General features: G+C 74.6%; 24 protein-coding genes. 9 read left to right on the top strand and 15 right to left on the bottom strand.

Annotated elements, in window-relative coordinates:
• Positions 1-10: 10 nt before the first annotated feature.
• Positions 11-1,828, bottom strand: a complete 1,818-nt coding sequence (locus AB0B41_RS11065; RefSeq protein WP_358201531.1) for an ABC transporter ATP-binding protein — start codon at positions 1,826-1,828, stop codon at positions 11-13.
• A gap of 78 nt (positions 1,829-1,906) precedes the next feature.
• Here AB0B41_RS11065 and AB0B41_RS11070 point away from each other — a divergent pair, with 78 nt between their 5' ends.
• Complete coding sequence (locus AB0B41_RS11070) at positions 1,907-2,404, top strand: MarR family transcriptional regulator (RefSeq protein WP_358201534.1); 498 nt, start codon at positions 1,907-1,909, stop codon at positions 2,402-2,404.
• Positions 2,401-2,904, top strand: coding sequence for an SRPBCC family protein (locus AB0B41_RS11075; protein ID WP_358201536.1), 504 nt, complete (start codon positions 2,401-2,403; stop codon positions 2,902-2,904). The genes AB0B41_RS11070 and AB0B41_RS11075 overlap by 4 nt, the downstream gene beginning before the upstream one ends.
• A gap of 66 nt (positions 2,905-2,970) precedes the next feature.
• Here AB0B41_RS11075 and AB0B41_RS11080 read toward each other — a convergent pair whose 3' ends face one another.
• The gene (locus AB0B41_RS11080; protein ID WP_358201538.1) at positions 2,971-4,257 is read right to left on the bottom strand and encodes a Glu/Leu/Phe/Val dehydrogenase dimerization domain-containing protein; all 1,287 of its coding nucleotides are present in this window, start codon (positions 4,255-4,257) and stop codon (positions 2,971-2,973) included.
• A 211-nt stretch (positions 4,258-4,468) separates the two neighbouring features.
• On the opposite strand from AB0B41_RS11080, the gene AB0B41_RS11085 reads away from it, so the two are divergent.
• Positions 4,469-5,458: a LysR substrate-binding domain-containing protein gene (locus AB0B41_RS11085; RefSeq protein WP_358201540.1), complete on the top strand. Its 990-nt coding sequence runs from the start codon at positions 4,469-4,471 to the stop codon at positions 5,456-5,458.
• A 3-nt stretch (positions 5,459-5,461) separates the two neighbouring features.
• Here the strand turns inward: AB0B41_RS11085 and AB0B41_RS11090 are convergent, their stop codons facing one another.
• The 5 genes from AB0B41_RS11090 to AB0B41_RS11110 all read right to left on the bottom strand — a co-directional run bounded on the left by AB0B41_RS11090 (position 5,462) and on the right by AB0B41_RS11110 (position 9,984).
• The gene (locus AB0B41_RS11090; RefSeq protein ID WP_358201542.1) at positions 5,462-6,424 is read right to left on the bottom strand and encodes an MBL fold metallo-hydrolase; all 963 of its coding nucleotides are present in this window, start codon (positions 6,422-6,424) and stop codon (positions 5,462-5,464) included.
• Between the two features lie 13 nt (positions 6,425-6,437).
• Entirely contained in the window at positions 6,438-7,766 is a 1,329-nt protein-coding gene (locus tag AB0B41_RS11095; RefSeq protein WP_358201544.1) for an MFS transporter, read from the bottom strand.
• 99 nt (positions 7,767-7,865) lie between these two features.
• On the bottom strand, positions 7,866-8,399 hold the full coding sequence (locus AB0B41_RS11100; RefSeq protein ID WP_358201547.1) for a MarR family transcriptional regulator: 534 nt from the start codon (positions 8,397-8,399) through the stop codon (positions 7,866-7,868).
• Between the two features lie 9 nt (positions 8,400-8,408).
• The gene (locus AB0B41_RS11105) at positions 8,409-9,446 is read right to left on the bottom strand and encodes an ABC transporter substrate-binding protein (protein ID WP_358201549.1); all 1,038 of its coding nucleotides are present in this window, start codon (positions 9,444-9,446) and stop codon (positions 8,409-8,411) included.
• A gap of 64 nt (positions 9,447-9,510) precedes the next feature.
• On the bottom strand, positions 9,511-9,984 hold the full coding sequence (locus AB0B41_RS11110; RefSeq protein WP_358201552.1) for an Lrp/AsnC family transcriptional regulator: 474 nt from the start codon (positions 9,982-9,984) through the stop codon (positions 9,511-9,513).
• A gap of 101 nt (positions 9,985-10,085) precedes the next feature.
• Between AB0B41_RS11110 and AB0B41_RS11115 the strand changes: the two genes are divergently transcribed.
• On the top strand, positions 10,086-11,714 hold the full coding sequence (locus tag AB0B41_RS11115; protein WP_358201554.1) for a thiamine pyrophosphate-binding protein: 1,629 nt from the start codon (positions 10,086-10,088) through the stop codon (positions 11,712-11,714).
• A 72-nt stretch (positions 11,715-11,786) separates the two neighbouring features.
• Here AB0B41_RS11115 and AB0B41_RS11120 read toward each other — a convergent pair whose 3' ends face one another.
• Positions 11,787-12,155: a hypothetical protein gene (locus tag AB0B41_RS11120; RefSeq protein WP_037048235.1), complete on the bottom strand. Its 369-nt coding sequence runs from the start codon at positions 12,153-12,155 to the stop codon at positions 11,787-11,789.
• Positions 12,156-12,238: 83 nt separating this feature from the next.
• Between AB0B41_RS11120 and AB0B41_RS11125 the strand changes: the two genes are divergently transcribed.
• The 4 genes from AB0B41_RS11125 to AB0B41_RS11140 all read left to right on the top strand — a co-directional run bounded on the left by AB0B41_RS11125 (position 12,239) and on the right by AB0B41_RS11140 (position 15,588).
• Positions 12,239-13,423 (top strand): glycosyltransferase 87 family protein, encoded by a 1,185-nt coding sequence (locus AB0B41_RS11125; protein WP_358201557.1) that lies wholly within the window; start codon positions 12,239-12,241, stop codon positions 13,421-13,423.
• A gap of 143 nt (positions 13,424-13,566) precedes the next feature.
• The gene (locus AB0B41_RS11130) at positions 13,567-14,586 is read left to right on the top strand and encodes a HoxN/HupN/NixA family nickel/cobalt transporter (protein ID WP_358201607.1); all 1,020 of its coding nucleotides are present in this window, start codon (positions 13,567-13,569) and stop codon (positions 14,584-14,586) included.
• Positions 14,587-14,629: 43 nt separating this feature from the next.
• A complete protein-coding gene (locus tag AB0B41_RS11135) occupies positions 14,630-15,367 on the top strand; it encodes an SDR family oxidoreductase (RefSeq protein WP_358201559.1) in 738 nt (245 codons plus the stop codon).
• 74 nt (positions 15,368-15,441) lie between these two features.
• Positions 15,442-15,588: a DUF1059 domain-containing protein gene (locus AB0B41_RS11140; protein ID WP_063739802.1), complete on the top strand. Its 147-nt coding sequence runs from the start codon at positions 15,442-15,444 to the stop codon at positions 15,586-15,588.
• A gap of 3 nt (positions 15,589-15,591) precedes the next feature.
• Here the strand turns inward: AB0B41_RS11140 and AB0B41_RS11145 are convergent, their stop codons facing one another.
• Entirely contained in the window at positions 15,592-16,473 is an 882-nt protein-coding gene (locus tag AB0B41_RS11145) for a crotonase/enoyl-CoA hydratase family protein (RefSeq protein WP_358201561.1), read from the bottom strand.
• A gap of 113 nt (positions 16,474-16,586) precedes the next feature.
• Here AB0B41_RS11145 and AB0B41_RS11150 point away from each other — a divergent pair, with 113 nt between their 5' ends.
• Positions 16,587-17,132, top strand: coding sequence for a hypothetical protein (locus tag AB0B41_RS11150; protein WP_358201563.1), 546 nt, complete (start codon positions 16,587-16,589; stop codon positions 17,130-17,132).
• Here the strand turns inward: AB0B41_RS11150 and phaZ are convergent, their stop codons facing one another.
• The 6 genes from phaZ to AB0B41_RS11180 all read right to left on the bottom strand — a co-directional run bounded on the left by phaZ (position 17,133) and on the right by AB0B41_RS11180 (position 23,799).
• Positions 17,133-17,957 (bottom strand): poly(3-hydroxyalkanoate) depolymerase, encoded by an 825-nt coding sequence (phaZ, locus tag AB0B41_RS11155; RefSeq protein WP_358201565.1) that lies wholly within the window; start codon positions 17,955-17,957, stop codon positions 17,133-17,135.
• A gap of 25 nt (positions 17,958-17,982) precedes the next feature.
• Positions 17,983-18,309: a hypothetical protein gene (locus AB0B41_RS11160; RefSeq protein WP_358201567.1), complete on the bottom strand. Its 327-nt coding sequence runs from the start codon at positions 18,307-18,309 to the stop codon at positions 17,983-17,985.
• The gene (gene iolG / locus AB0B41_RS11165; RefSeq protein WP_358201569.1) at positions 18,306-19,316 is read right to left on the bottom strand and encodes an inositol 2-dehydrogenase; all 1,011 of its coding nucleotides are present in this window, start codon (positions 19,314-19,316) and stop codon (positions 18,306-18,308) included. The genes AB0B41_RS11160 and iolG overlap by 4 nt, the downstream gene beginning before the upstream one ends.
• Before the next feature lie 523 nt (positions 19,317-19,839).
• Complete coding sequence (locus AB0B41_RS11170; RefSeq protein WP_358201571.1) at positions 19,840-20,835, bottom strand: LacI family DNA-binding transcriptional regulator; 996 nt, start codon at positions 20,833-20,835, stop codon at positions 19,840-19,842.
• Positions 20,836-20,867: 32 nt separating this feature from the next.
• A complete protein-coding gene (locus AB0B41_RS11175) occupies positions 20,868-21,758 on the bottom strand; it encodes a helix-turn-helix domain-containing GNAT family N-acetyltransferase (protein ID WP_358201573.1) in 891 nt (296 codons plus the stop codon).
• Between the two features lie 10 nt (positions 21,759-21,768).
• Complete coding sequence (locus tag AB0B41_RS11180; protein WP_358201575.1) at positions 21,769-23,799, bottom strand: ATP-dependent Clp protease ATP-binding subunit; 2,031 nt, start codon at positions 23,797-23,799, stop codon at positions 21,769-21,771.
• Positions 23,800-23,827: the final 28 nt, after the last annotated feature.

Genomic DNA, 23,827 nt, shown 5'->3' on the forward strand with positions numbered 1-23,827 from the left:
ACGCCGCCCCTCATGCGGCGAGGGTGGCGTAGCGACCGCGGTCGGCCACCAGCGTGTCGTGCGTCCCCCGCTCGACGACGCGGCCGTGGTCCAGCACGGCGATCTCGTCGGCGTCCCGGACGGTGGAGAGCCGGTGCGCGATCGTGATGGTGGTCCGGCCCTTCGCCAGCTCGGTGAAGGCGCGCTGCACCGCCCGCTCGGTCTCGGTGTCGAGGGCGCTGGTGGCCTCGTCGAGGACCAGCACCCTCGGGTCGCGCAGCAGCGTGCGGGCGATCGCGATCCGCTGCTTCTCGCCGCCGGAGAACCGGTACCCGCGGGAGCCGACGACCGTGTCGTAGCCCTCGGGCAGGCTCGCGATGAGGTCGTGGACCTGGGCGGCCCGGGCGGCGGCCTCGATCTCGGCGTCGGTGGCGTCGGGCCTGGCGTGCCGCAGGTTCTCCCGCACGGTGGCGTGCAGCAGATAGGTCTCCTGGCTCACCACGCCGACGATCCGGGCGAGGTCGGCCAGGCGCAGGTCCCGGACGTCGACGCCGTCGATCGTGATGCGCCCGCCGTCGGGGTCGCGCAGCCGCGGGACCAGCGAGGCCAGGGTCGACTTGCCGGAGCCGGTCTCCCCCACCAGGGCGAGGGTGGTGCCGGCGGGCACGTCGAGGTTCACGCCCGCGAGGGCCGCGGTGCCGCTGCCCGGGTAGGCGAAGGTCACGTCCTCGAACCGGACGTGCCCGCGCACCCGCGCGGGGTCGACGGCGACGGGCTCGGCCGGCTCGTCGACCTCGACCGGCAGGTCCAGGTACTCGAAGATCCGGGCGAACAGGGCCAGCGAGCTGACCAGCGAGACGCCGACGTCGAGCAGGCCCGTGAGCGGCCGGAACAGGCTGCCCTGCAGGCTCGTGAAGGCGATCAGCGTGCCGACGGTCATCGCGCCGGCGGTGATCGGCAGGCCGGCGGACAGGTAGATCACCGCGGGGATCGCGGCGAAGATGATGCTCATCGTGGCCATCCGCCAGCGGCCGGCCAGCTGGCTGCGCAGCTCGAGGTCGACCAGCCGCTCCGAGGAGGCGGTGAAGCGGTCGACCAGGGCCGGGCCGGCGCCGAGGGTCTTGCTCAGCTGGATGCCGGAGATCGAGAGACCCTCCTCGATCGTCACGTTGAGGTCGGCGAGCTCGCGCTGCTGGCTCGCGGTGATGGTGCGGCGCATCCGGGCGACGCGGCGGGACAGCAGGATCGCGGGCGGCAGCACGACCAGCGAGATCAGCGTGAGCTGCCAGGACAGGGCGACCATCGCGACCAGGGTGGCGACGGTCGTGGTGAGGTTCGAGGCGATCGACGTGGCCGTGGAGGTGACCACGGACTGCATACCGCCGATGTCGTTGGTGATGCGGGACTGCACCTCGCCGGTGCGGGTGCGGGTGAAGAAGCCGAGCGACTGGCGCTGCAGGTGCGCGAAGACGTCCGTGCGCAGCCGGTGCATGACCTGCTGGCCGACCCGCGTCGAGATCCAGGTCTGGACCACGCCGAAGGCAGCGGTCACGGCGGCGACGGCGACCATGCCGCCGACCAGCCAGGCCAGGAGGGGGACGTCGCGGTTCGGCAGCGCGACGTCGAGCACCTCGCGGAGCAGGAAGGGCGAGGCCATGCCCACCACGGACGAGGCGACGATGATCGCCACGACCAGCGCGAGCGGCCCGCGGTACGGGGTGAAGAGCCGGCCGATCCGGCGCAGCGAGACCTCGCGGGCCTGCTGCTTCTCGGCGGCCGACGGGGCGCGTAGGCCCGGGCGCTCCGGACGGTCCGGGCGGCCCTGGGCGTTCTGTGTCTGCGGATCCAAGTACGTGTCCCCTCTCGACGTTTTGCTGAGGTTACCTCAACGTGAGGGAGCAACACGAACCGCTGGTACGGTATTCCCGTGCGCGAGGGGGAGGAGACACTGGCGGAGGCCTTCTGGGCCGTCGCGCGCATGCTCCGCGGCCGCAACAAGGAGGCGCTGGCGCCCTGGGACGTCACGCCCTCGCAGTTCCGGGCCGTCGCCACGCTGGCCCGGCACGGCCGGATGCGCCTGTCGACCCTCGCCGAGCACCTGCGGATCGCCCCGCGCTCGGCCACCGAGGTGGTCGACGACCTGCAGGAACGCGGCCTCGCCGAACGTACGCCCGACCCCGGGGACCGGCGGGCCACGCTCGTCGCGCTGACCGCGAAGGGCGTCACGCTGGCCCACGAGGTCCGGGCGGCGCGGCAGGCCGAGTCCGAGAGCCTCTTCGCCGGGCTGGACGAGCGGGACCGCACGGACCTCGCCCGGATCCTGCGGACGCTGCGCGCCGCGGCGCCGGACGAGCCCGGCCGGGCCGTGCCGTCCGGCCGGGGTGATGTGCAGCCGCGAGCCGGAACGGGAACCTCGACGCCGTGAACCGCTTCACCACGACCACCGAGTCGGAGGCCGTCGTCGCGGCCGAGCGCCCCGGCATCTGGGCCGTCCTCACCGACCCGGACCTGCTCCCCCGGCTCACCCCCCTGCTGACCAGCATCGAGACCGACGGCGAGCGCTGGCGGTGGAGCATGATGCGCCTGGCCGTCCTCGGCGTCGGGATCCAGCCGACCTTCACCGAGCGGATGCGGTTCACCGACGGGTCCGAGGAGTCCCGGATCGACTTCACCCACGAACCGCCCCGGGACACCCACGAGTTCACGGGCGCCGAGGGCTGGTACCGCCTCCGGGACGTCGACGGCGGCACGCACCTGGCGATCCGGCTGACCCTGCACGTCGAGCTGCCGCTCTCCCGGCTCGCCTCCCCCGCCGTCGTCGGGCTGATGAACGTCACGCTGCAGCGCACCGGGGACCGGTTCGTCACCAACCTCCTGCACCACCTCGACGTCGACGAGGTCCCGGGCAGCCGCGTGACCCGCTGAGCACGCCGACGGCCCCCCGACCACGTCGTCGGGGGGCCGCCGGGCCTTCTCGACACGTCAGGGACGTCAGGGGATGACGAGCGCGGACCGCCCCGCGGTGTCGTCGAGGTCGCTCACGGCGAGGCCGAGGCCGGTCAGGCGCGGCGGGACGCCGTCGGACACCCAGCGGTCCAGCAGCAGCTGGACCTTCTCCGCCATCTGCGTGCGCAGCAGGGTGAAGGACTCCTCGGCGGTCACGGCGTCGTCGCGGGTCATGCCGACCCGGCCGAGCAGCAGCCACCAGGCCCAGGCCGCCGCGCCGGCGTTGGCCACGAAGTCCGGCACCACCGGGACGCCGCGGGCGGCGAGCATGGCCTCGGCCTCCGGCGTGGTGGCGGCGTTCGCGGCCTCGACGACGACCTTGGCGGCCACGTCGTAGCTGTTGTCCGGGGTGATCGCGTAGGAGATCGCGGCCGGCACGAAGACGTCTGCCGGCAGCCCGACGACCGCGGAGCGGGGCAGGCGCGCGACACCGGCGGGCAGCCGGGTGCGGTCGATCTCGCCGAAGCCGTCCCGCAGCTCGAGCAGGGTCGGGACGTCGAGGCCGTCCGGGTCGTAGAGGGTGCCGGCGGCGTCGGCCATCGCGACCACGCGCATGCCGGCCTCGTGCAGGTACCAGGCCGCGCCGCCGCCCATGGTGCCGATGCCCTGGATCGCGACGGTGGTGCCCTCGACGGCCCAGCCGAACGCGGAGGCCGCGCCGAGGCAGGCGTGCGCCACGCCGTAGCCGCCGACCACGTCGCCGAGCAGGCCGCCGGGGACGCGCGCGTCGAGGCCCTGGCGGACGCGCTCGAGGGTGGCCGCCGGGTCCGCCGAGCGCGAGATGGCCGCGTGGTACGACTGGCCGAGCCCGATCCGCTCGAACACCTCGTCGATCAGGTGCTGCGGCACGCCGAGGTCCTCGGCGGTGACCCAGTGGCCGTCGATCCACGGGCGCATGGCCTGGCAGAAGCGCTCCAGCACGCCGACCGCGCGCGGGTCCTTCGGGTCGAAGTCGATGCCGCCCTTGGCCCCGCCGACGGGCAGGTCGAAGGCGGCGGTCTTCGCGGCCATGCCCCGGGCCAGGTCCTCGACCTCGGACAGGGTGCAGCCGGCGCGCATGCGGGTGCCGCCGGTCGCGATCCCGGACCGCAGCGTGTGCACGACGAGGTGGCCGCGGGCGCCGGTGACGGGGTCGGTCCACGTCACGCGCAGGTAGGGCTCGCGGTCCCGCGGGGCGGGAGCGGCGGCCGTGGGAAGGAGTGCGGGCACCGGCGCGGCCGGCACCTCGATCGGCGTTCCCAGCGGCCCCATCGGCTCCTGCATCGTGGTCACGTCGGCGGACCTCCCGGTCTGCTGCTCGGGGCACGACGGACCGCGCCGGGCCCGTCCGGGCGGCGGCGTGGGGGTCGTGCCGGGGTGGCCGGCGATCTCCGCCGGTGCCCCCACTGTGCGGCAGCGGCGCGGCCGGCGTCCATCAAGGAATCGTGGAGGGTCGCGTTCACGGTTCCTGCACGAGCGGAACCGCCCACCTACGGTGGGTGCCGTGGAGCTCTCCCTGTCGCGCCTGCGCATGCTCCGGGAGCTGCACCGGCGGGGCACGGTCACCGCCGCGGCGGCGGCCCTGCACTACACCGCGTCCGCCGTGTCGCAGCAGCTCGCCCAGCTGGAACGGGACGTCGGCGGCACCCTCTTCGAGCGGCTCGGCCGCCGGGTGCAGCTCACCGAGCTGGGCATGGTCCTCGCCGAGCACGCCGAGGAGATCCTGGCCTCGGTGGAGCGCGCCGAGCTCGCCGTCGAAGAGGCCCAGCAGGCCCGGTCGGTGCGGCTGACCGCCGGCGTCTGGGCCTCGGTGGCCTCCGGCCTCCTGCCCGACGCGCTGGCCTCGCTCGCCGCCGAGCACCCCGGCATCCAGGTGCGGACCCGCGAGCTCGCGCCCGAGGAGACCGCGGGTGCGGTCCGCGACGGCGCGCTCGACTTCTCGTTCGTGATCGACTACTCGGGGCACCCCATGTCCTGGGACCCCGCGCTGACCCGGGAGGTCGTGGCCGTCGAGCGGCTGTACGCGGCGGTCCCGGCGGGCACCGTGCCGGGCGCGACGGTCACCCTCGGCGAGCTGGCCGACCAGCCGTGGATCCTCGCCGGGCCGCGCTCGCACTTCGGCCGCGCGGTGCGCGTCGCCTGCCGCCGCGCCGGGTTCGACCCCGCCACCACCCACGAGGTCGAGGAGCAGTTCACCGCCCTCGCGCTGGTCGCGGCCGGGCTCGGGGTCACGCTCGTCTCGGACCTCGGGCTGGTGCAGCGCCCGCCCGGCGCCGACGACGCGATCGACGTCGTGGCCCTCACCGAGCCCGTCATGCGCACCGTCTCGATCGCCTACCGGACCAAGGCCACCCGGCGGCCCGCGCTGCACCTGGTCATCGCGGCGGTGCGGGAGGCGGCCGCGGCGAAGGGGCTGGGGGCGGAGGCGAGCTTCGGGCTCCCCGCCACGGACGGCGCCGCGGACGCGCACGGCCCCCGGCTGCCGCTCCCCTGAACCTCACCCCTGCAGCTGCGCCCAGACCTCCTGGTCGCGCTCGGCCGTCCAGATGACCGGGCGCTCGACACCGGACAGCTCGTCCCACAGCCGCGAGACGTCGAACGGCAGGCAGTGCTCGAAGATCGGCCACTGCCCGTAGTCGTCCACCAGCGCGGCGTGCGTGGCCTCGAACGCCTCCTTGAGCGTGCCACCGCGCTCCTGCACCCCGCGGACCTCGCGGATCATCACCTGCAGGAACCCGCGGGTCTGCTCGATCGCCGCGTCGACGGCCGCGCGGCCCTGGGTGACCGCGCCCCGCCCGCCGACGAGCTGCTCGGCGCCCACCGCCTTGACCCGGTCGAGGGTGCCGCCGGCCCAGTCCCGGTGGAACGCGTCGCCGGTGTACAGCGCCGCCTCGGCCTCGACGAGATCGCCGGCGAACAGGATCTTCTGCCGCGGCAGCCAGGCCGTGATGTCGCCCTCGGTGTGCCCGCGCCCGTGGTACTGCAGCACCAGGTCACCGCGGTCGCCGCCGAGATCGATGGTCAGCCGGTCGGCGAAGGTCAGCGTGGGCCAGGTCAGCCCCGGTACCGAGTCCGCCGCCTCGGCGAGCCGCGGCATCCGGGCGAACTCGCTGGCCCAGTCCTCCTTGCCGCGCTCGGCGATCAGGGCGCGGGTGTTCTCGTGGGCGACGATGATCTCCGCGTCGAACGCGCTGGCCCCCAGCACCCGGACGGCGTGGTAGTGCGAGAGCACGAGGTAGCGGATCGGCTTGTCGGTGTGCTCGCGGAGCCGCGTCAGCCACTTCCGCGCGGCGACCGGCGTGGCCAGGGCCTCGAAGCAGACGAGGAAGTCCTCGCCCTCGATCGCGCCGATGTTCGGGTCCCCCTCGGCCGTGAGCGCGTAGACGCCGTCGGCCAGGATCTCGAGCGTCTGCTCCTTCGCGGCCAGGTCGGCCGACGAGGCGAAGGGCTTGGCGGCCATGGTGTCCTCCTGCTCAGCTCGCGGTGACGAACGCTTCGCGCTCGGCCGGCGTGCCCTCGCGCAGGGCCAGCACCGCGGCCAGCGTGACCAGGCACATCAGGAACATGTAGGCGGAGACCGACAGCGAGGTCCCGGTGACCGCGATCAGCCAGGTCGCCAGCAGCGGCGCGAACCCGCCGCCCAGGATCGCACCGAACGCGTACGCGAACGAGACGCCGGAGTAGCGGACCGGCGCCGGGAACATCTCCGCATAGGTGGCGGCCTGCTGGCCGTAGGTGAGGCCGAGGCCGAACGCCAGCACCACGACCGCGACGATCATCAGCCCGACCGAGCGCGTGTCGAAGAGCAGGAAGAACGGGAAGCACCACGCGGCCAGCGCGACGATCCCGATCAGATACGTGCGCTTGCGCCCCCAGGTGTCCGACCAGCGCCCCGCCATCAGCGTGAACACACCCCACGCCACCGCGCCGACCATGCCGACGACCAGCATCGTCGTGCTGGAGAGCCCGAGCTGGCGGGTGCCGTACGAGGTGATGAACGCGATCAGGATGTAGCCGATCATGTTGTTGGCGACGAACAGCCCGATCGCCACGAGCAGCTCGCGGCGGTTCTTCCGCAGCACCTCGGCCAGCGGGGCGGACCGGCGCTCGCGACGCTCCCGCAGCTCCTCGAACACCGGGCTCTCGGAGACCCGCGCCCGCACCCAGAACCCGACGACGATCAGCACGATCGACAGCAGGAACGGGATCCGCCAGCCCCACGCCTGGAACTGCTCCGGGGTGGTCGTCGCCGACACGGCGAAGAAGACGAGGTTGGCCAGCAGCAGGCCGATCGGCACGCCGATCTGCGGGTAGGCGCCGTAGTAGCCGCGCCGCCCGGGCGGGGCGTGCTCGACCGACATCATCGCCGCGCCGCCCCACTCCCCGCCGGCGGAGAGGCCCTGCAGCATCCGCAGGGCGACCAGCAGGATCGGCGCCGCCACGCCGATCGAGGCGTACGAGGGCAACAGGCCGACGCCGACCGTCGACAGGCCCATCAGCAGCAGCGTGCCGACCAGCACCGGCTTGCGGCCGAACCGGTCGCCGAGGTGCCCGGACACCACGCCGCCGATCGGGCGGGCGATGAAGCTGACGCCGATCGTCGCGAAGGAGGCGAGCAGGGCCGCGGTGCCGTCGAGGCCCGGGAAGAACTGCTTGCCGAACACCAGGCCGGCGGCCGAGGCGTAGACGAAGAAGTCGTACCACTCGATGGTCGTGCCGACGAGGCTCGCGCCGACCACCCGGCGCAGCTGGCTCGACGGCGGGTGGACCGCCGAGGCGGCCGATCCCGGGGTCTGCGTCATCGGAAATCCCCTCGTTCCCGGCACTGGGAAACGGTCAAAGCCTTGACCGTGCGGAACGGTAACCCGTCCCGGGCCCGACGGCCAGGGGTCCGGCCCGGTTCAGCGCCGGTTGACCCACTCCGCGGCGTGGGCGGCGCCGGCGAGCTTGGCGAGCAGCCGGTTGAGGGCGGCGAGGTCCTCGGGGTCGAGCAGCCGCGCCCACTCCGTCTCGCGGGCGTTGTGCTGCAGGAAGGTCTCCTCGATCGCGGCGGTGCCCTTCTCCGTGAGCGCGAGGACCACCGAGCGGCCGTCGGCCGAGCCGGGCGTGCGGTCCAGCAGGCCGGCGGCGCTGAGCGTGTTCGTCAGGGCGGAGACGGCGGCCCGGCTCATCCCGGACAGCTCGGCCGCCCGCCGGGACTCCTGCGGCCCGGCGACCCAGATCGTGAAGAGCAGCCGCCAGGCCGACCAGCTCCAGCCCGCCGGCCGGTGCACCGTCGACTCCAGGTCGTAGACCAGCCCGCTCGCGACCCGGGTGAGCAGTAGGACCATGGCCATCGCCGAGCGGTCGGTCCCCGGGAGCCGGCGCTGGGTCTCGTCGATGGCGATGCCGGCGAGGGACAGGAAGTCGCTGTCGGGCGGCGGGTCGACGGACACGGCCGGATCCTACGGCCGTCCCCCCGGGGACCGGCCGGACGCCGCCCACTGGTCGACGAGCGAGTCGAGCACCGAGTCGTAGCCCTGGAACCCGTAGGAGCCCACCGACTCCTGCGAGTTGATCCGCACCACCCGGCCGGCCCGGACCGCGGGCAGGCCCGCCCACAGCGGCGAACCCTCCAGCTCGGCGAGCGCCGCCTCGCCGGCCGCGCCGGTGTTGAACATGACGACCACGGTGTCCCCGGTGACCTGCCCGAGGCTCTCCGGGCCGATGAGCACGTGCTCGTCGCCGTACGGTTCGCCGGTCGCGTCGGCCAGGGTCGGGACCACGGACCCGCCCGCCTCGGCCAGCCAGCGCGCCACCGACGAGCCGGCCGGCGTGTAGACGCGGAACTGGCCGCCGCCGATCCCGAGCACCACCGAGACCGTGCCGATGTCCCCGAGCTCGGCGAAGCGGGCGGCGCGGCGCTCGGCGAACCCCCCGATCACCCGCTCGGCCTCCGCCTCCCGCCCCACCGCGGCCGCGATCGCCCGCAGGCTGACCGCGGCGTCGGTGAAGTCGACGTCGACCGCGACGGTGGGCGCGATCCGGGACAGGGCCGCGTACTGCTCCTCGATCCCCGCGGTCCAGCCGATCACCAGGTCCGGACGCAGGGCGGCGACGGCCTCGACGCTCGGGTCGTCCGCCCCGCCGCCGGTGGGCAGGACCGCGACCTCGCCGGTCCGGTCGGCGACCACGGGCGGGAACGGGGTCCCGATGATGCTCTCGTAGGTCAGCGCCCCGACCGGCGTGACCCCGAGGGCGAGCAGGTGCGGCAGCGCGGCGCGACGGTCGAGGGCCACGACACGGGCCGGGGCGACCGGGACCGCCGCCGTGCCGAGCGGGTGCTGCACGGTCCGGGTGGCCGGGCCGGCGGGGCCGGACCCGTCGGCGGACGAGCATCCGGCCAGGAGTCCCGCGGCACCGAGCACGGCGAGGAACTGGCGGCGGGTGGAGTCGGTGACGACGGGGGCACGCAGGTCCCGGTCGAGGACGGTCGACGGCATGATCGGTAACTTAGGTAAGCCTGGCCATGTTGTCGAGATCGTCCGGTTCGCGGGGTCTCTCGTCCTACCGCCCGGGAGGCTCGGCGAGCCGCGCCAGGGCCGGGGCCATCCGCATCGGGACCGACTCCACCATGGAGATCGCGGTGCTGGACCGCACGACGCCGTGGCAGCGCAGCACGGCGAGGGTGATCCGGTGCAGGTCCGCGGTGTCCCGGGCGACCACCCGGACCAGCAGGTCACCGTCGCCGGTGATCGCGTGCACCTCGCAGACCTCCGGCACCTCGGCGAGGTCGGCGAGCGTGCGGTCGGCGTCGGCCTGGTCGATGGCCAGGGTGAGGAAGGCGAGCACCGGATAGCCCGCGCGCCCGGGTCGCACCCGCACCGTGACGGCCGACAGGGCGCCGTCGGCCTCGAGCCGGCGCAGCCGCGCCTGGACGGTGTTGCGGGCCAGGCCCAGCCGCTCCGCGAGCGCGACGACGGTGGCGTGGGGCTCGGCATCGAGCGCGAGCAGGATCCGGGCGTCGGTCCGGTCGAGCACGGTGACCACTCCTGACATCCGTGTGCGTTCGGTCTTGCGCATTCTGCGTCATCGAGACGACGTGTGTTGCGCAGGACGCGCGATCGGCGTGTCCTGGCTCCATGGTCACCGTCGCGCAGTACCTCGCCCACCGGCTGCACGCGCTCGGCGCCCGGCACCTCTTCGGCGTGCCCGGCGACTTCAGCCTCTCCCTGCTCGACAGCGTCCTGGGGACCGACCTGCTGGAGTGGGTCGGCTCGCCGAACGAGCTCAACGCCGGGTACGCGGCCGACGCCTACGCCCGCACCCGCGGGATCGGGGCGATGGTCACGACCTTCGGCGTGGGTGAGCTCTCCGCGATCGACGCCGTGGCCGGCGCCTACGCCGAGAACGTCCCGCTCGTGCAGGTCACCGGCGCACCGCCGACGGCCGCGGCCGCGCGCGGGGCGCTGCTGCACCACACCCTCGGCGACGGCGACTTCGGCCGCTTCGCCCGGGCCTACGCCGAGGTCACGGCCGACGGCGCCGTGCTGACCGCGGACGACGCGGCCGAGCGGATCGACGCCGTCCTGGCCACCGCGGTCCGCGAGCTCCGGCCGGTCTACCTGGCGATCCCCGCCGACGTCGCGCTCGCTCCGGTGGACCCGGCCCGCCTCACGCTTCCGCTGCCCGCCGCGACCGCCGACCCGGGCACGGTGGAGGCCTTCCGCCGGGCCGCCGCCGACCTGCTCAACGGCGCCCACAGCGCGGCCGTGATCGCGGGGCACCTGGTCGAGCGCACCGGCACGCAGGAGGAGCTCCGTGCGCTCGTGCACGCCGCCGCCTCCCCCGTCGTCACGCTGACCAGCGGCCGGGGTGCGATCGCGGCCGACGACCCGTACTTCGCCGGGGTCTACGTCGGGGAGATCGGCGCCAAGCGCGCGGTGCTCGCCGTCGAGACCGCCGATGTGCTGATCGAGGCCGGCACGCTCATGGCCGACGCGGTGACCGGCATGTTCACCCACCGCGACGACCCCGCCCGCACGATCCACCTGGGCGTCCACATGGCGACGGTCGCCGGCGTGCCGTTCCCCGGCGTCCCGTTCGCGACGGGTCTCGAGGTGCTCGCCGGGCTGACGGACGGGCGCCTGCGCCGCGAGCTGCCCGACCTGCCGGCCGCCGGTCCGGTCGCCGGCGCCGAGCTCGACCAGGAGACGCTGTGGGCGACGCTCGAGCGCCGGCTGCCCCGCGACACCCGGCTGGTCACCGACATCGGCACCAGCTTCTGGGGCGCCGCCGGGATCACGCTGCCCGCCGGCGTCGACGTCGTCGCGCAGCCGGTGTGGTCGTCGATCGGCTACGCCCTGCCCGCCACCCTGGGCTGCGCACTGGCCGACCCGGACCGCCGGCCGGTGCTGGTGATCGGCGACGGCGCGGCCCAGATGACCGTGCAGGAGCTCGGCACGCTGGCGCGGCGGGCGAACCCGGTCGTGGTGGTGGTCGACAACTCCGGCTACACCATCGAGCGCGCGCTGCAGAGCCCGCGGGCGGTCTACAACGACGTCGCCGCCTGGGACTGGTGCGCCCTCGCCCGCGCCTTCGCGCCCGGCGCCGACCTGCGGACGGCGAGTCCGGCGACGCCCGGGGAGCTCGACACCGCGCTGGTCGAGGCCCTCGCCGACGAGCGCATGTCGGTGCTGCACGTGCGCCTCGACGCGCTCGACGTCCCGGCCGGGCTGCGCGGGCTCGCGGACCGGCACCACGGCCGCTGAGGCCGCCGGCGGCGGCGGGTCCCCGGGGGCGCGCCGCGTCCTGCTGGAGGGCGCCCCGGGCGGTCGGGGTGGTCAGGCGTCGCTGCTCGCCAGGAGGCGCTCGGCGGCTGCCCGCTCGCACTCCTGGACGCTCCCGGGCAGGGCGTCGCGCAGGGACCAGCGGGACACCGTGCCGTCCGGCCCGGTGAGCAGGCCGCGGGCCAGCGCGGCGTCGATCCGGCTGCGGACCTCGTCCTCGAGGTCGACGTCGCAGGCGAACAGCACGCGCAGCCGCACCCGGCTCCCGGCCCGCGACGACGCGGTGTGGTGCGACGCGATCGGGCACGGCGGCTCGTGCTCCCACGTCCCGCACAACGCGGCGGTGATCGCGGCGCCCGGGGCGGCCCGGTCGCCGTCCTCGGCGAGCTCGATCTCGGCGGTGTGCGCGAAGGCGGAACGCATGGCGCCAGCATGGCAGAAGATGTGGTCGTCGTCACACTCGCCCGGTTCGCGGTGCCGACGACCCGTCGTCCTACGGTCGTCCGGTGACGCTCCCCCGCCCGCGGGTCCGTGCCCGCGCCGCCTGGACGGGGGCGGCGGTGCTGGTCGCGCTGCAGCTCGCGGTGCTCGCGGCCTGGCCCGGCGCGCACGCGCTGATGATCGACCTGCAGGTCTACCGGGCCGGTGGCGAGGCCGTGCTGCACCACCGGCCGCTGTACGCCGGCGGGGTCCTGCTCGACCTGCCGTTCGTGTACCCGCCCGTGGCCGCGGTGCTGTTCGTGCCGTTGACGCTGCTCCCGCTGCCGCTGCTCAAGATCCTCTGGACCGCCCTCGGCGTGGTGCTGCTCGTAGTGGTGGTGCGGCGGTCCGCCGCGCGGGCGGGCACCGTGCTGCCGGCCGGCACGGTGGCGCTGCTGGTCGCGGCCGCGCTGTGGCTCGACCCGGTGCGGACGACCTTCTACCTCGGGCAGATCAACGTCGTCCTGCTCGCGCTGGTGCTGCTCGACCTCACCGGCCGCCCGTCGCGGTGGCGCGGCGCCGGGCTGGGGCTGGCCGCGGCGCTCAAGCTCACGCCGCTGCTGTTCGTGGTGTACCTGCTGCTCGTCGGGCGGCGCCGGGAGGCGGCGGTCGCCGTCGGGACGTTCGTGGCGGCGACCGGGCTGGGGTTCGCCGTCGCACCGGCCGAGTCGGTGCAGTACTGGGTGCGCGGGACGTTCGCGGCCGCGAACCGGATCTCGGACGTCGCGGCGACCAGCAACCACTCGATCGACGGCCTGGTGGCCCGGGTCCTCGGCGAGAACGTGCCGGTGTACCTGGTGCCGGCGGCGCTGCTGACCGCCGCCGCGCTGGCCGTCGCGGTCCGTGCGCACCGGCGCGGGGACGACCTGCTCGCCCTCACCGTGGTCGGGCTCGCCTCCGCGGCGGTCGCGCCCTTCGCCTGGTCGCACCACTTCGTCTGGTGCGTCCCGCTGCTCGTGCTCCTGACCGTCCGGCACGCCCGGCTCGGGCTCGCGACACTGCTGCTGGTGACCGCGGCCGTGATCACGAGGCTGCCCGGACCCGACGTCGGGCCCATCCCCTCGACCGGCGCGATCTCCCTGCAGCCCGACGTCTACCTCGCCGGATTCGTCGCGCTCCTCGTCGCCGCTCTTCTCCACCTCCGACCGGAATCGCACGATGGTTCCCTCACGCCCGTTCAGCGCCGCAATTCGGGCGTTGTGGAACCATGATGCGCAGGCTCGGAACGCCAAGGCGCACAAGCCCTTCCATCTGAAGAACTGTGCATGCGAGCATCACGCTCGTGATCGCTCCCCCCGCGCAGTCCGTGCCGCGGACCCGTTTCGACCGCACGGACCGCCGGCACCTCGCCGGGATGACGGCGGTCATCCTGCTGCTCACGCTGGGCGGCTGGACGCTGCTGGCCGCGGTGGTCGCGCCGCAGCACCTCGCGCTGGCCTCGGGCGGCACGTTCGGGCTCGGCATCGGCCTCACCGCCTATTTGCTCGGCATGCGGCACGCCTTCGACGCCGACCACGTCGCCGCTATCGACAACACCACCCGCAAGCTGGTCAGCGAGGGGAAACGGGCCCGCGGCGTCGGGTTCTGGTTCTCGCTCGGCCATTCCTCGGTGGTGTTCGTGCTGGCGCTGCTGCTCGCCCTCGGGGTCCGCACGCTGGTCGGCGAGCCGGGCGACGCCTCGTCGTCGGTCAAGGAGACCCTCGGCCTGGTCGGCACCCTGGTCGGCGGCGGGTTCCTGGTCCTGATCGGGATGCTCAACCTGCAGGCGATGATCGGCATCGCCCGCGTGTTCGCGCGGATGCGCACCGAGCCGCTCGACGACGCGGCCCTCGAGCGGCATCTCGCCTCCCGCGGCCTGCTCGCCCGGGTCCTCGGCCGCACGCTGCGGGCGGTGAGCAGGCCCTGGCACATGTCCGTCGTCGGGTTCGTGTTCGGCATCGGGTTCGACACCGCCACCGAGGTCACGCTGCTGGTCCTGGCCGGCGGCGCCGCCGCGGCGCAGCTGCCCTGGTACGCGATCCTGGTCATCCCGGTGCTGTTCGCGGCCGGGATGAGCCTGTTCGACACCGCCGACGGCGTGTTCATGTCCGCCGCCTACCAGTGGGCGTTCGTCACCCCGGTGCGCAAGGTCTTCTACAACCTCACCGTCACCACGCTGTCCGTGGTCGTGGCGCTGGTGATCGGGCTGATCGAGCTGCTGCAGCTGCTGGGCGAGAGGCTGCACGTCACGACGGGGCCGCTGGCCGCCCTGGCCGCGCTCGACCTCGAGGTGGTGGGGTACCTCGTCGTCGCCCTCTTCGTGGTCACCTGGCTCGGGGCACTCGCGGTGTGGCGCTACGGACGGATCGAGCAGCGCTGGGCCGCCACGAACTGACCGGCGGACCGATCTCCCCCGGCGGATCCGGTAGAACCTCCACATGCAGCGCACCGCGGTCGTGACCGGAGCGGGATCGGGGCTGGGCCGGGTCATCGGCCGCGCCCTCCTGGAGGACGGCTGGGCGGTCGCCCTGGCGGGGCGGCGGCCCGAGCCGCTCGCGGAGACCGCCGAGGGGTTCGGCGACGCGCTCGCCGTGCCCACGGACGTCGCCGACGAGGAGTCGGTCGCGGCGCTGTTCCGCGCGGCCGTCGGGGCGTGGGGCCGGGTGGACCTGCTGGTCAACAACGCCGGCACGTTCGGGCCCACCGGCACGCCCGACGAGATCGAGGTCGCCGCCTGGCGCGCGGCCGTCGACACCAACCTCACCGGGTCGTTCCTCTGCGCCCGGGCGGCGTTCGCGGTGATGCGCGAGCAGGACCCGCAGGGCGGCCGGATCGTCAACAACGGCTCGATCTCGGCGCACGTCCCGCGTCCGGGCAGCGTGGCCTACACCGCCACCAAGCACGCGATCACCGGCCTGACCCGGTCGATCTCGCTCGACGGCCGCCCCTATGGCATCGCCTGCGGGCAGATCGACATCGGCAACGCGGCCACGGACATGACCGCCGGGATCGCCACCGGGGCACGTCAGGCGGACGGGTCGGTGCGGCCGGAGCCGACCTTCGACGCCAGGCACGTCGCCGACGCCGTCCGCTACATGGCGAACCTCCCGCTCGACGCGAACGTCCAGTTCCTCACCATCACGGCCACCACCATGCCGTTCATCGGGCGGGGCTGATCACACGGGGGACGATCACACGGGCCGCCGTCCCGCATTAGGGTCGGTGCATATCCCCGTGAGAGGAGAGCACGATGAAGACGCGACTCAACTGCCCGTGCGGCGAGCAGATCCAGGGCACGGACGAGGACGACCTCGTCGCCAAGACCCAGGCCCACCTCAAGGAGAAGCACCCGGGCCACGAGTACTCGCGCGACGAGATCCTCTTCATCGCCTACTGAGGCTCAGTCGTCGGCCTGCCACGGGGCGAAGGGCGGCAGCGCGCTGGCCCGGCCGGTGAACTCGGCCGGCCGCTTCTCCAGGAACGCGCGCACGCCCTCCTTCCCGTCGGCGATCGACGTGTAGAACATCGCGAGCGAGTCGACGCGGTGCGCCTCCACCGGGTGCGGCGCCGCGCTGTTGCGGTACATCATCTGCCGCATCAGCGCCGTGGCCACCGGCGAGTGCCCGTCGACGAACTTCCGGGCGAGCGCGTACGCCGTGTCCAGCAGCTGGTCGGCGGGCACGACGGACCGGAGCAGGCCGCCATCGAGCGCCTCCTGCGCGCTCAGGACGTCGGCCGAGTAGACCCACTCCAGGGCCCGGCTGATCCCGACGATCCGGGGCAGGAACCAGGTCGAGGCCGCCTCCGGCACGATCCCGAGGCGGCCGAACACGAAGCCGATCCGAGCGTCCTCCGAGGCCAGCCGCACGTCCATCGGCAGGGTCATGGTCGCCCCGATCCCGACGGCGGCACCGTTGATCGCCGCGATCACCGGCTTGGTGCAGCGGTAGACGGCCAGCGAGACCTGCCCGCCGGTGTCGCGCACGCCGTCGACGATCTCCGGGTCCTCGAAGCGCTCCTCCAGGTCCTGCAGCGTCGGCTGCTGCGACTCGTCGAGGCCGAACACGTTGCCCTCCGACGACAGGTCCATGCCCGCGCAGAACGCCCGGCCGGCCCCCGTCACGACGATCGCGCCCACCTCGTCGTCGGCGCTCGCCCGGTCGTAGGCCGCGATCAGCTCGTCCGCCATGGTCACGGTGAAGGAGTTGAGCTTGTCCGGCCGGTTCAGGGTGAGCGTGAGGATGCCGTCGCGCACCGTGTAGTCGAGGGTCTCGTACGTCATGCCCCGATCATCCCTCCCCCGTGCGTGCCGACTGCCCCTCTCGCGGCACTTCCCCCGCACGACCCCGGGCGACCTGCGGTAACACCACGGCGCGCCGGGGCGACACCGGCAACGTGACCGACAGCGCGCGCAGGCCCCACCGCCCGGGCCCGCTGGGTTGGGCGGGAGCGTTGTGCGTCGGCCTGGGCGTGGCCGCCACCTACCTCGGGTTCGCCACGCTGACCTGGACCGCCACGGCGATCGCGGTGCTGCTGGTGGCGGTCGCGGCAGGGGTGCTGGCGCTGTCCGTGGTCGCGCAGCCCGGACCGATGCGCGCGGCCGCGGTTCGGGCCGGGCTCACCTGGGCCGCCTACGTCGCCGCCCTGTTCGGCTGGCGGGTGCCGGTGACGGGCCCGGACTTCGCGCTCGGCGGTGCGGTCGTGGCAGCGGTGCTGGTGGTCGCCGTGGCCGTGGTGCGCCGGCGGCCGGGGACCGCCGGCGCGGTCCTGGCCGTGGCCGTGCTGGTCGGCCTGGCGCTCGCGATCGGCGTGGCCTTCCGGGGGCTCGCGCTCGGCGGAGCCGCGGCCGGCGCGGCGCTGGTCGTGGCCGGGTGCGCGGCGGCGGTGACCTACGTGGCGGTGACGCCGATCGTCGGCGGTCGGCCGTCCGACGCCGCCTGATCAGCGAGCGGCCAGGAACCGGTCGATCACCGGCACCAGCTCGTGGGGCTCGGTGAGGAGCGCCAGGTGCCCGCCGCGGTAGACGTGCAGGTGCGAGTCGGGGATGCCGCGGTGCAGGACCCGGGCGTTGACCAGCGGGATGAGCGGGTCGTCGTCCCCGGAGACGATCAGCGTGCGGGCCGCGATCAGGCGCAGGACGGGCAGCGTGGTCCAGCCCGCGCCGGCGAGGAGCTGGTAGAGGTAGCCACGCTCGTAGCCCGCAGCGTCGCCGTCGTCGGACGACTGCAGGAGGCGGGAGGCGCGCTCGGGGTGCGTGCGCATCGAGCCGCCGTAGATCTCACCGGCGACCCGCGCGGCGTAGGCGGGGTCGCGGTAGCGCCGCGGGGTCAGCATCTTGCTCAGCACCGCGGGCCGGGCCGGCACCATCAGCGAACCGGTGCCGGTGGCCACGAGCACCAGTCGGCGGACCCAGTCCCGGCCGGTCAGCGCGGACTGCTGGGCGAGCCCTCCGCCCCAGGAGTAGCCCAGGACGTCGACCTTCCCGTAGCCCAGCTCACGCACCAGCTTGCCGACGGTCAGTGCGAACGTCGCCATGTGGTACGGCATCCGGGGCCGCGGCGACCCGCCGACGCCCGGGACGTCGAAGCGGACCACCTCCAGCTCCCGGGGCAACGCCTCGACGAACGGCTCGAGTATCTCGAGGCGGGCGCCGATGCCGTTGAGCAGCAGCAACGGAGTGCGGGAGCCGTCGCCGCGACGGATCGCGACGCGGAGCGTGCGCCCTCCGACGGTGCGGGTGGACACCTCGCCGAGGGTGCCGGTCATGGGACCAGTCTGGCCGATCTCCGGCTCAGCGTCCCGCGGACATGGCCCTCACCACGAGTGCCTCGAGGATCTCCGGGCGGGACTCGGGCGCCCGGACCTCGACCACGACCTCGCCGTCCTCGCGGTGCACCGCGAACCGCACGAAGGCGCAGCCGGGGTCCGTCGTCAGCAGGCGGCGGGCGTCGGCCTCGACCTCGTCCGAGCCGTCGAATGCGAGCAGGAGCAGGCCGGGGGCCATGCGCTCGGCGTCGCGCAGGGCGTCGGCGAACAGGTCGTCGAGGGTGCGCGCCCTTGCCGGCGCGGTGGCGAGCATCGTCATGCTGATCGCAACGCCGCCGCGGCCCCGGGTCATCCCGCGACGCGGACCGTGCTCCCCGTGCGGAGGCTCTCCGCAGCGGCGTCGGCGAGCACGAGCGCGGCCCGGCCGTCGGCGAAGCTCGGCGAGGGCGCGGTGCCGGCCTCCACGGCCGTCACGAAGTGGTCGAGCTCGAGGGCGTACGCGGCGCTGTACCGCTCGAGGAAGAAGTTCTGGTACGGCGCGGCGGCCTCGCTGCGGTCCGCGCCGGCGTAGCGGACGCTCGTCGGCAGCTGGTTCTGCGCGGTCAGCATGCCGGTGGCGCCGAACGCCTCCACGCGCTGGTCGTAGCCGAACACGCAGCGCCGCGAGTTGGTGATCTGCGCGAGCGCCCCGTCGGCCGAGCGCAGCACCACGACGGCGGAGTCGATGTCCCCGGCCTCGGCGATGTACGGCTCGATCAGGTTGGCGCCCATTGCCTGCACCTCGACGACCTCCCCGGAGCCCGAGGCGCCCAGCAGGAAGCGGGCCATGTCGAAGTCGTGGATCGTCATGTCGCGGAACAGCCCGCCGGAGGTCTCGATGTACGCCTTCGGCGCCGGGGCGGGGTCCCGGCTGGTGATCACGAGCTGCTCGAGACGGCCGATCTCGCCCGCCGACACCCGGTCGCGGATCTCGCGGAAGGACGGGTCGAAGCGGCGGTTGAAGCCGACCATGACCGTCGGGGAGAGCTCGCCAATCTCGTTCCAGCAGGCGTCGACCCGGATGAGGTCGAGGTCGATCGGCTTCTCGCACATCACGGCCTTGCCGGCCCGGACCGCGGCGGTGAGCAGCTCGACGTGGGTGGGCGTGGGCGAGGCGACGATCACGGCGTCGACGCTCTCGTCGGCCAGCACCGCGGCGACGTCCGACCCGGCCTCGGCCCCGTACTGCCCCGCGAGCTCCTTGGCGGCCGCCTCCATCGGGTCGCACACCCACGCGAGCTCGGCCCGGGGGTGGGCGGCGACGGCGGCGGCGTGCACCCGCCCGATCCGACCGCATCCGAACAGGGCCACTCGCAGCATGGGAGCTCCTTCGCACCGTGGCGCCGGTGGGCGCGGGATGAGTTAGATCGATCTAAGTTCGGGAGAAGTGTGGGGCCGGGTGTCGAGGTGCGTCAAGTCCCGGTAGCGGCACCTCGGCCATCGGGCGCTCGAGATGAGCATCAGTGCTGTTTCGGGCCGCTCCGACGACCACCACGCTCATCTCGTTGCGGCACAGGGGAACCTGGGCGCGGCACCGGGGAATCCGGGCGCGACGGGTCCTCGGCCGGACCGGCCGCAGCGGCCCCGTCGGCGAGGACCTGCACGGCTCGCACAACCGCTTGACCGCCCCACACCCCGGTCGACGGGATGTGTCGCGGATCGTCGGAGGTGTGCCGCGGGGCGGCAGCGGGTGCGAGGCGCGAGCGGGTGTCAGGCGACCGAGCGGGTGTCAGGCGACCGAGCGGGTGCGAGGCAGCCTCCGGGACGCGCCCCAGGGCCAGCGCCCCTCGGATCCCGCCCCCCGGATCCCCGTTCCCCGGATCCCGCACCTCGGATCCCACCCTCACACCCCCGGAACCCCGGTGGTCCCCCGCACCACGAGGTGGGGGCGGAGGCGGATGCGGCGGGGGGCGGGCGCCTCCTCCCCCTCCACGCGCTCCAGCACGCAGCCGACGGCGAGGCGGGCGATCTCGGCCGCGTCCTGCGCGACCGTCGTGAGGTCGACGTGGGCGAGGCGGGAGAGCTGGCTGTCGTCGTAGCCGACGACCGAGACCCGGCCGGGCACGTCGATCCCCTGCCGGCGCAGGGCGTCGAGCACGCCGACCGCACACTGGTCGTTGTTCGCGAGGATGGCGGTGGGCAGGTCCGGCAGCAGCTCGGCGACCGCCGCGGCCCCGGAGACCTCGGTGTTGTCGCCCCGCAGGATCCGCACGGCCAGCCCGTGCCGGAGCATCCCGTCCCGGTAGCCCTGCCGCCGCTCCTCCGCGCCCGGCTGCTCGCCGCCGTCGACGTGCACGATCGCCCGGTGCCCCAGCCCGACGAGGTGGTCGACGGCGGCCGCGACCCCCTCGTCGTCGGCGCTCTCCACGGCGTCGACCTGCGCGGGGCCCGCACCGACCCGCCCGACGTCGACGACCGGCAGCCGCGCCGCCAGCCCCTCCATCTCGGCCGGGCCGTACCGCCCGGCGAGCAGCACCAGCGCCTCGCACCGCGACGCGAGCAGCGCCTGGACCGCCCGCTCCTGCCGCCGGACGGGCGAGACCGCGCCGAGCACCACGGTGTAGCCGCGCTCCTCGGCGGCCGGGTAGAGGCCGTCGAGCAGGTCGGCGTGGAACGCGTCCCGGGCGGTGAAGACGACGCCGAGGAGCCGGCTGCGGCGCCGGCGCAACACCTGGGCGGTGGGATCGGGGACGTAGCCGAGCTCGGCCGCCGCGGCGCGCACGCGTTCGCGGGAGGCGGCGCTGGGCCCCCGCTCCTCGCGGATCACCAGGGAGGCGGTCGCCCGGGAGACCCCGGCCCGGGCCGCGACGTCCTTCAGCGTGGGGCGGCGGCCCGCCATCGCGACCTCCCCCGGGACGGCTCGCGGCGACCCTACCCGGCCGGGTCGAGGTCCTTGGCGAACCAGTGGTGGGCATAGGGGTTGTCGTTGAAGGGCGGGACCTCGCGGTAGCCCGCCGAGCGGTACAGTGCGATCGCCTCGACGAGCGTGGCGTTCGTGTCGAGCCGGGTCGCGCGCAGCCCGTGCACGCGGGCTCGCTCCTCGATCTCGGCGAGCAGCCGCCGGGCGAGCCCGAGGCCCCGGGCCGCGGGCGCCACCCACATCCGCTTGATCTCCGCGGCGTCGGCCCCGAACTTGGCGCCGACGCAGCCGACCGGCTCGCCGTCGAGCGTCGCGACCAGGAACTCGCCGGCGGGCGGCGTGAACTCCGCGGCTCCCGCGGCGGGGCCGACCGAGGGGTCGAAGCCCCCCTCGAACCGCCCGGCGAGCTCCTCGGCGTACGCCCGCAGGCAGTCCCGCGCCTCCGGCCGCGTCGGCGGCGTGACGGCGACCCCGACGGTGGAGGCGGTGAGCAGCCGTTCGACCTCCCCCGTGGCGGCGATCAGCCGGTCCCGCTGCCGGGGGTTCAGCGGTTCGAGGATCGACGCGGCCAGCGCGTCCGAGCGACGATCGAGCTCGGCCCGCTCCGCCCGCCCGGCCGAGGTGAGCCGGACACGCCGGACCCGGGCGTCGGTCTCCTCGGTGTCCACGACGACGAGGTCCGCCCCCTCCAACGCCCGCAACATCCGCGAGAGGTAGCCCGAGTCGAGGCCGAGCCGGGCGCGCAGCTCGCGCACCTCGGCGCCCTCGGGCCCGATCTCCCAGAGCAGCCGGGCCTGGCCGAGCGGCCGGTCACGACCGAGGTAGCCCTCCTCGAGCGCTCCGACCCGGCGCACGACCGCCCGGTTGAACCGCCGGACCTGGGCCACCGCACCGCCGTCCATTCCTCTGACTTTAGTCAGAGGTCAGCTGCAGCTCCCCGTCGGCGACGGTCAGCCGGGCCCGCCCGCCGGACCGCAGCTCCTCGGCGAGCAGCAGCCGCGCCAGCCGCCGCTCCACCTCGCGCGCGACGACCCGGCGCAGCGGCCGCGCCCCGTACTCGGGCCGGTGGCCGAGCTCGGACAGCCGGTCGAGCGCCTCCGGCTCCACCACGAGCTCGACGCCCTGCGCGGCCAGCCGCGCCCGGGTGCCGGCCAGCATCATCTCGGCGATCTCGCGGATCTCGGCCCGGTCGAGGGCCTCGAACAACACGACGTCGTCGATCCGGTTGAGGAACTCCGGCCGCAGGTGCCGCCGCACGGCGAACATCAGCTGCTCGCGGATCGACTCCACCGGCCGGCCCGCCGCGGCCGCCGCGAGGATCTCCTCGGCACCGAGATTGCTGGTCATCACGACGATCGCGTGCCGGAAGTCGACGGTGCGGCCGCGGGCGTCGGTGAGCCGGCCCGCGTCGAGCACCTGCAGCAGCGTGGCGACGACGTCCGCGTGCGCCTTCTCGATCTCGTCGAGCAGCACCACGCTGTACGGGTCGCGGCGCACCGGCTCGGTGAGCTGGCCCGCCTCGTCGTGGCCGATGTAGCCGGGTGGCGCGCCGATCAGCCGGGTGGCGGACGCGCGGTCGCCGTACTCGCTCATGTCGAGCCGGACCATGCGCTCGTCGGAGCCGAAGAGGGCGGCAGCCAGGGCGCGGGCCAGCTCGGTCTTGCCGACACCCGTCGGGCCGAGGAACAGGAACGAGCCCGACGGCCGGTCCGGGTTCGCCAGCCCGGCCCGCGCGCTGCGCACCGCGTCCGCGACGGCCTCGACGGCCCGGTGCTGCCCGACGACCCGGCGGTGCAGGTGCTCCTCCAGGTCCAGCAGCCGCCTCCGCTCGGAGGTGGTGAGGTCGGCGACCGGGATGCCGGTCCGGTCGGCGACGACCTCGGCGACCTCCCGCGCGGTGATCTCGGTGCGGTCCCGCGGCCCGTTCTCCAGGACCAGCCGCTCGAGCTCGCGGTCGAGCATCGCGACGCGCTCGGTGTCGCCGGCGTCGGCGGCCACCTCGCGGGCCCGGACCAGTTCCTCGACGCGGTGGTCCGGCTGGTCGCTGCGGCCGCGCAACCCGGACCGCGCGGCCGCGCGGTCGATCAGGTCCACGGCCTTGTCCGGCAGGTACCGGTCCCGCAGGTACCGCACGGAGAGCGCGACGGCGGCGTCGATCGCGGCGTCGGTGATCCGGACTCGATGGTGCTCCTCGTACCGCGGCCGCAGCCCGCGCAGGATCTCGGCGGTCGCCTCGGGCGTCGGCTCCGGCACCCGGACGACCTCGAACCGGCGGTCCAGGGCGGCGTCGCGCTCGATGTAGCGGCGATGGTCCTCGGGCGTGGTCGCACCGACGAGCTGCAGGTCGCCGCGGGCGAGTGCGGGCTTGAGGATGCTGGCCGCGTCCATGGCCTGGTCCTGCGCGGAGCCGGCCCCGACCACCAGGTGCAGCTCGTCGACGAACACCACCACCGAACGCCCCGCCGCCACGATCTCGTCGATCACCGCGGTGAGCCGCTCCTCGAACTCGCCGCGGTACTTCGTCCCGGCGACCATCCCTGCCAGGTCGAGTGCGACGACCCGGACGTCCCGCAGCGCCACCGGCACCCGGCCGGCCGCGACCCGCTGCGCCAGCCCCTCGACGATCGCGGTCTTGCCCGTGCCCGGCTCGCCGACCAGCACGGGGTTGTTCTTCGTGCGGCGCGCCAGCACCTCCACGACCTGGTCGATCTCGGCGTCCCGGCCGACGACCGGGTCCAGCCGGCCGGCCCGGGCCTCGGCGGTCAGGTCGCGGCCGTGCCGGTCCAGCCGCCGCGTCGAGGTCCGCCGGGGACGTTCGGGACCCCGCTGCTGCGGCTCGTCGTCCCGGTCGTCGTCGGGGAAGCCGAGGCCGTTGACGAGCCCGCGCAGCAGGTCCTCCAACGGGCCGAGCCCGCCGCCGAACGGGTCCTGGGGTTGGGGCATCGCGCGCGACCTCCGGCTCGGCGACGTG

The organism is Pseudonocardia sp. NPDC049154 (assembly GCF_040648315.1).
Taxonomy (GTDB): Bacteria; Actinomycetota; Actinomycetes; order Mycobacteriales; family Pseudonocardiaceae; genus Pseudonocardia.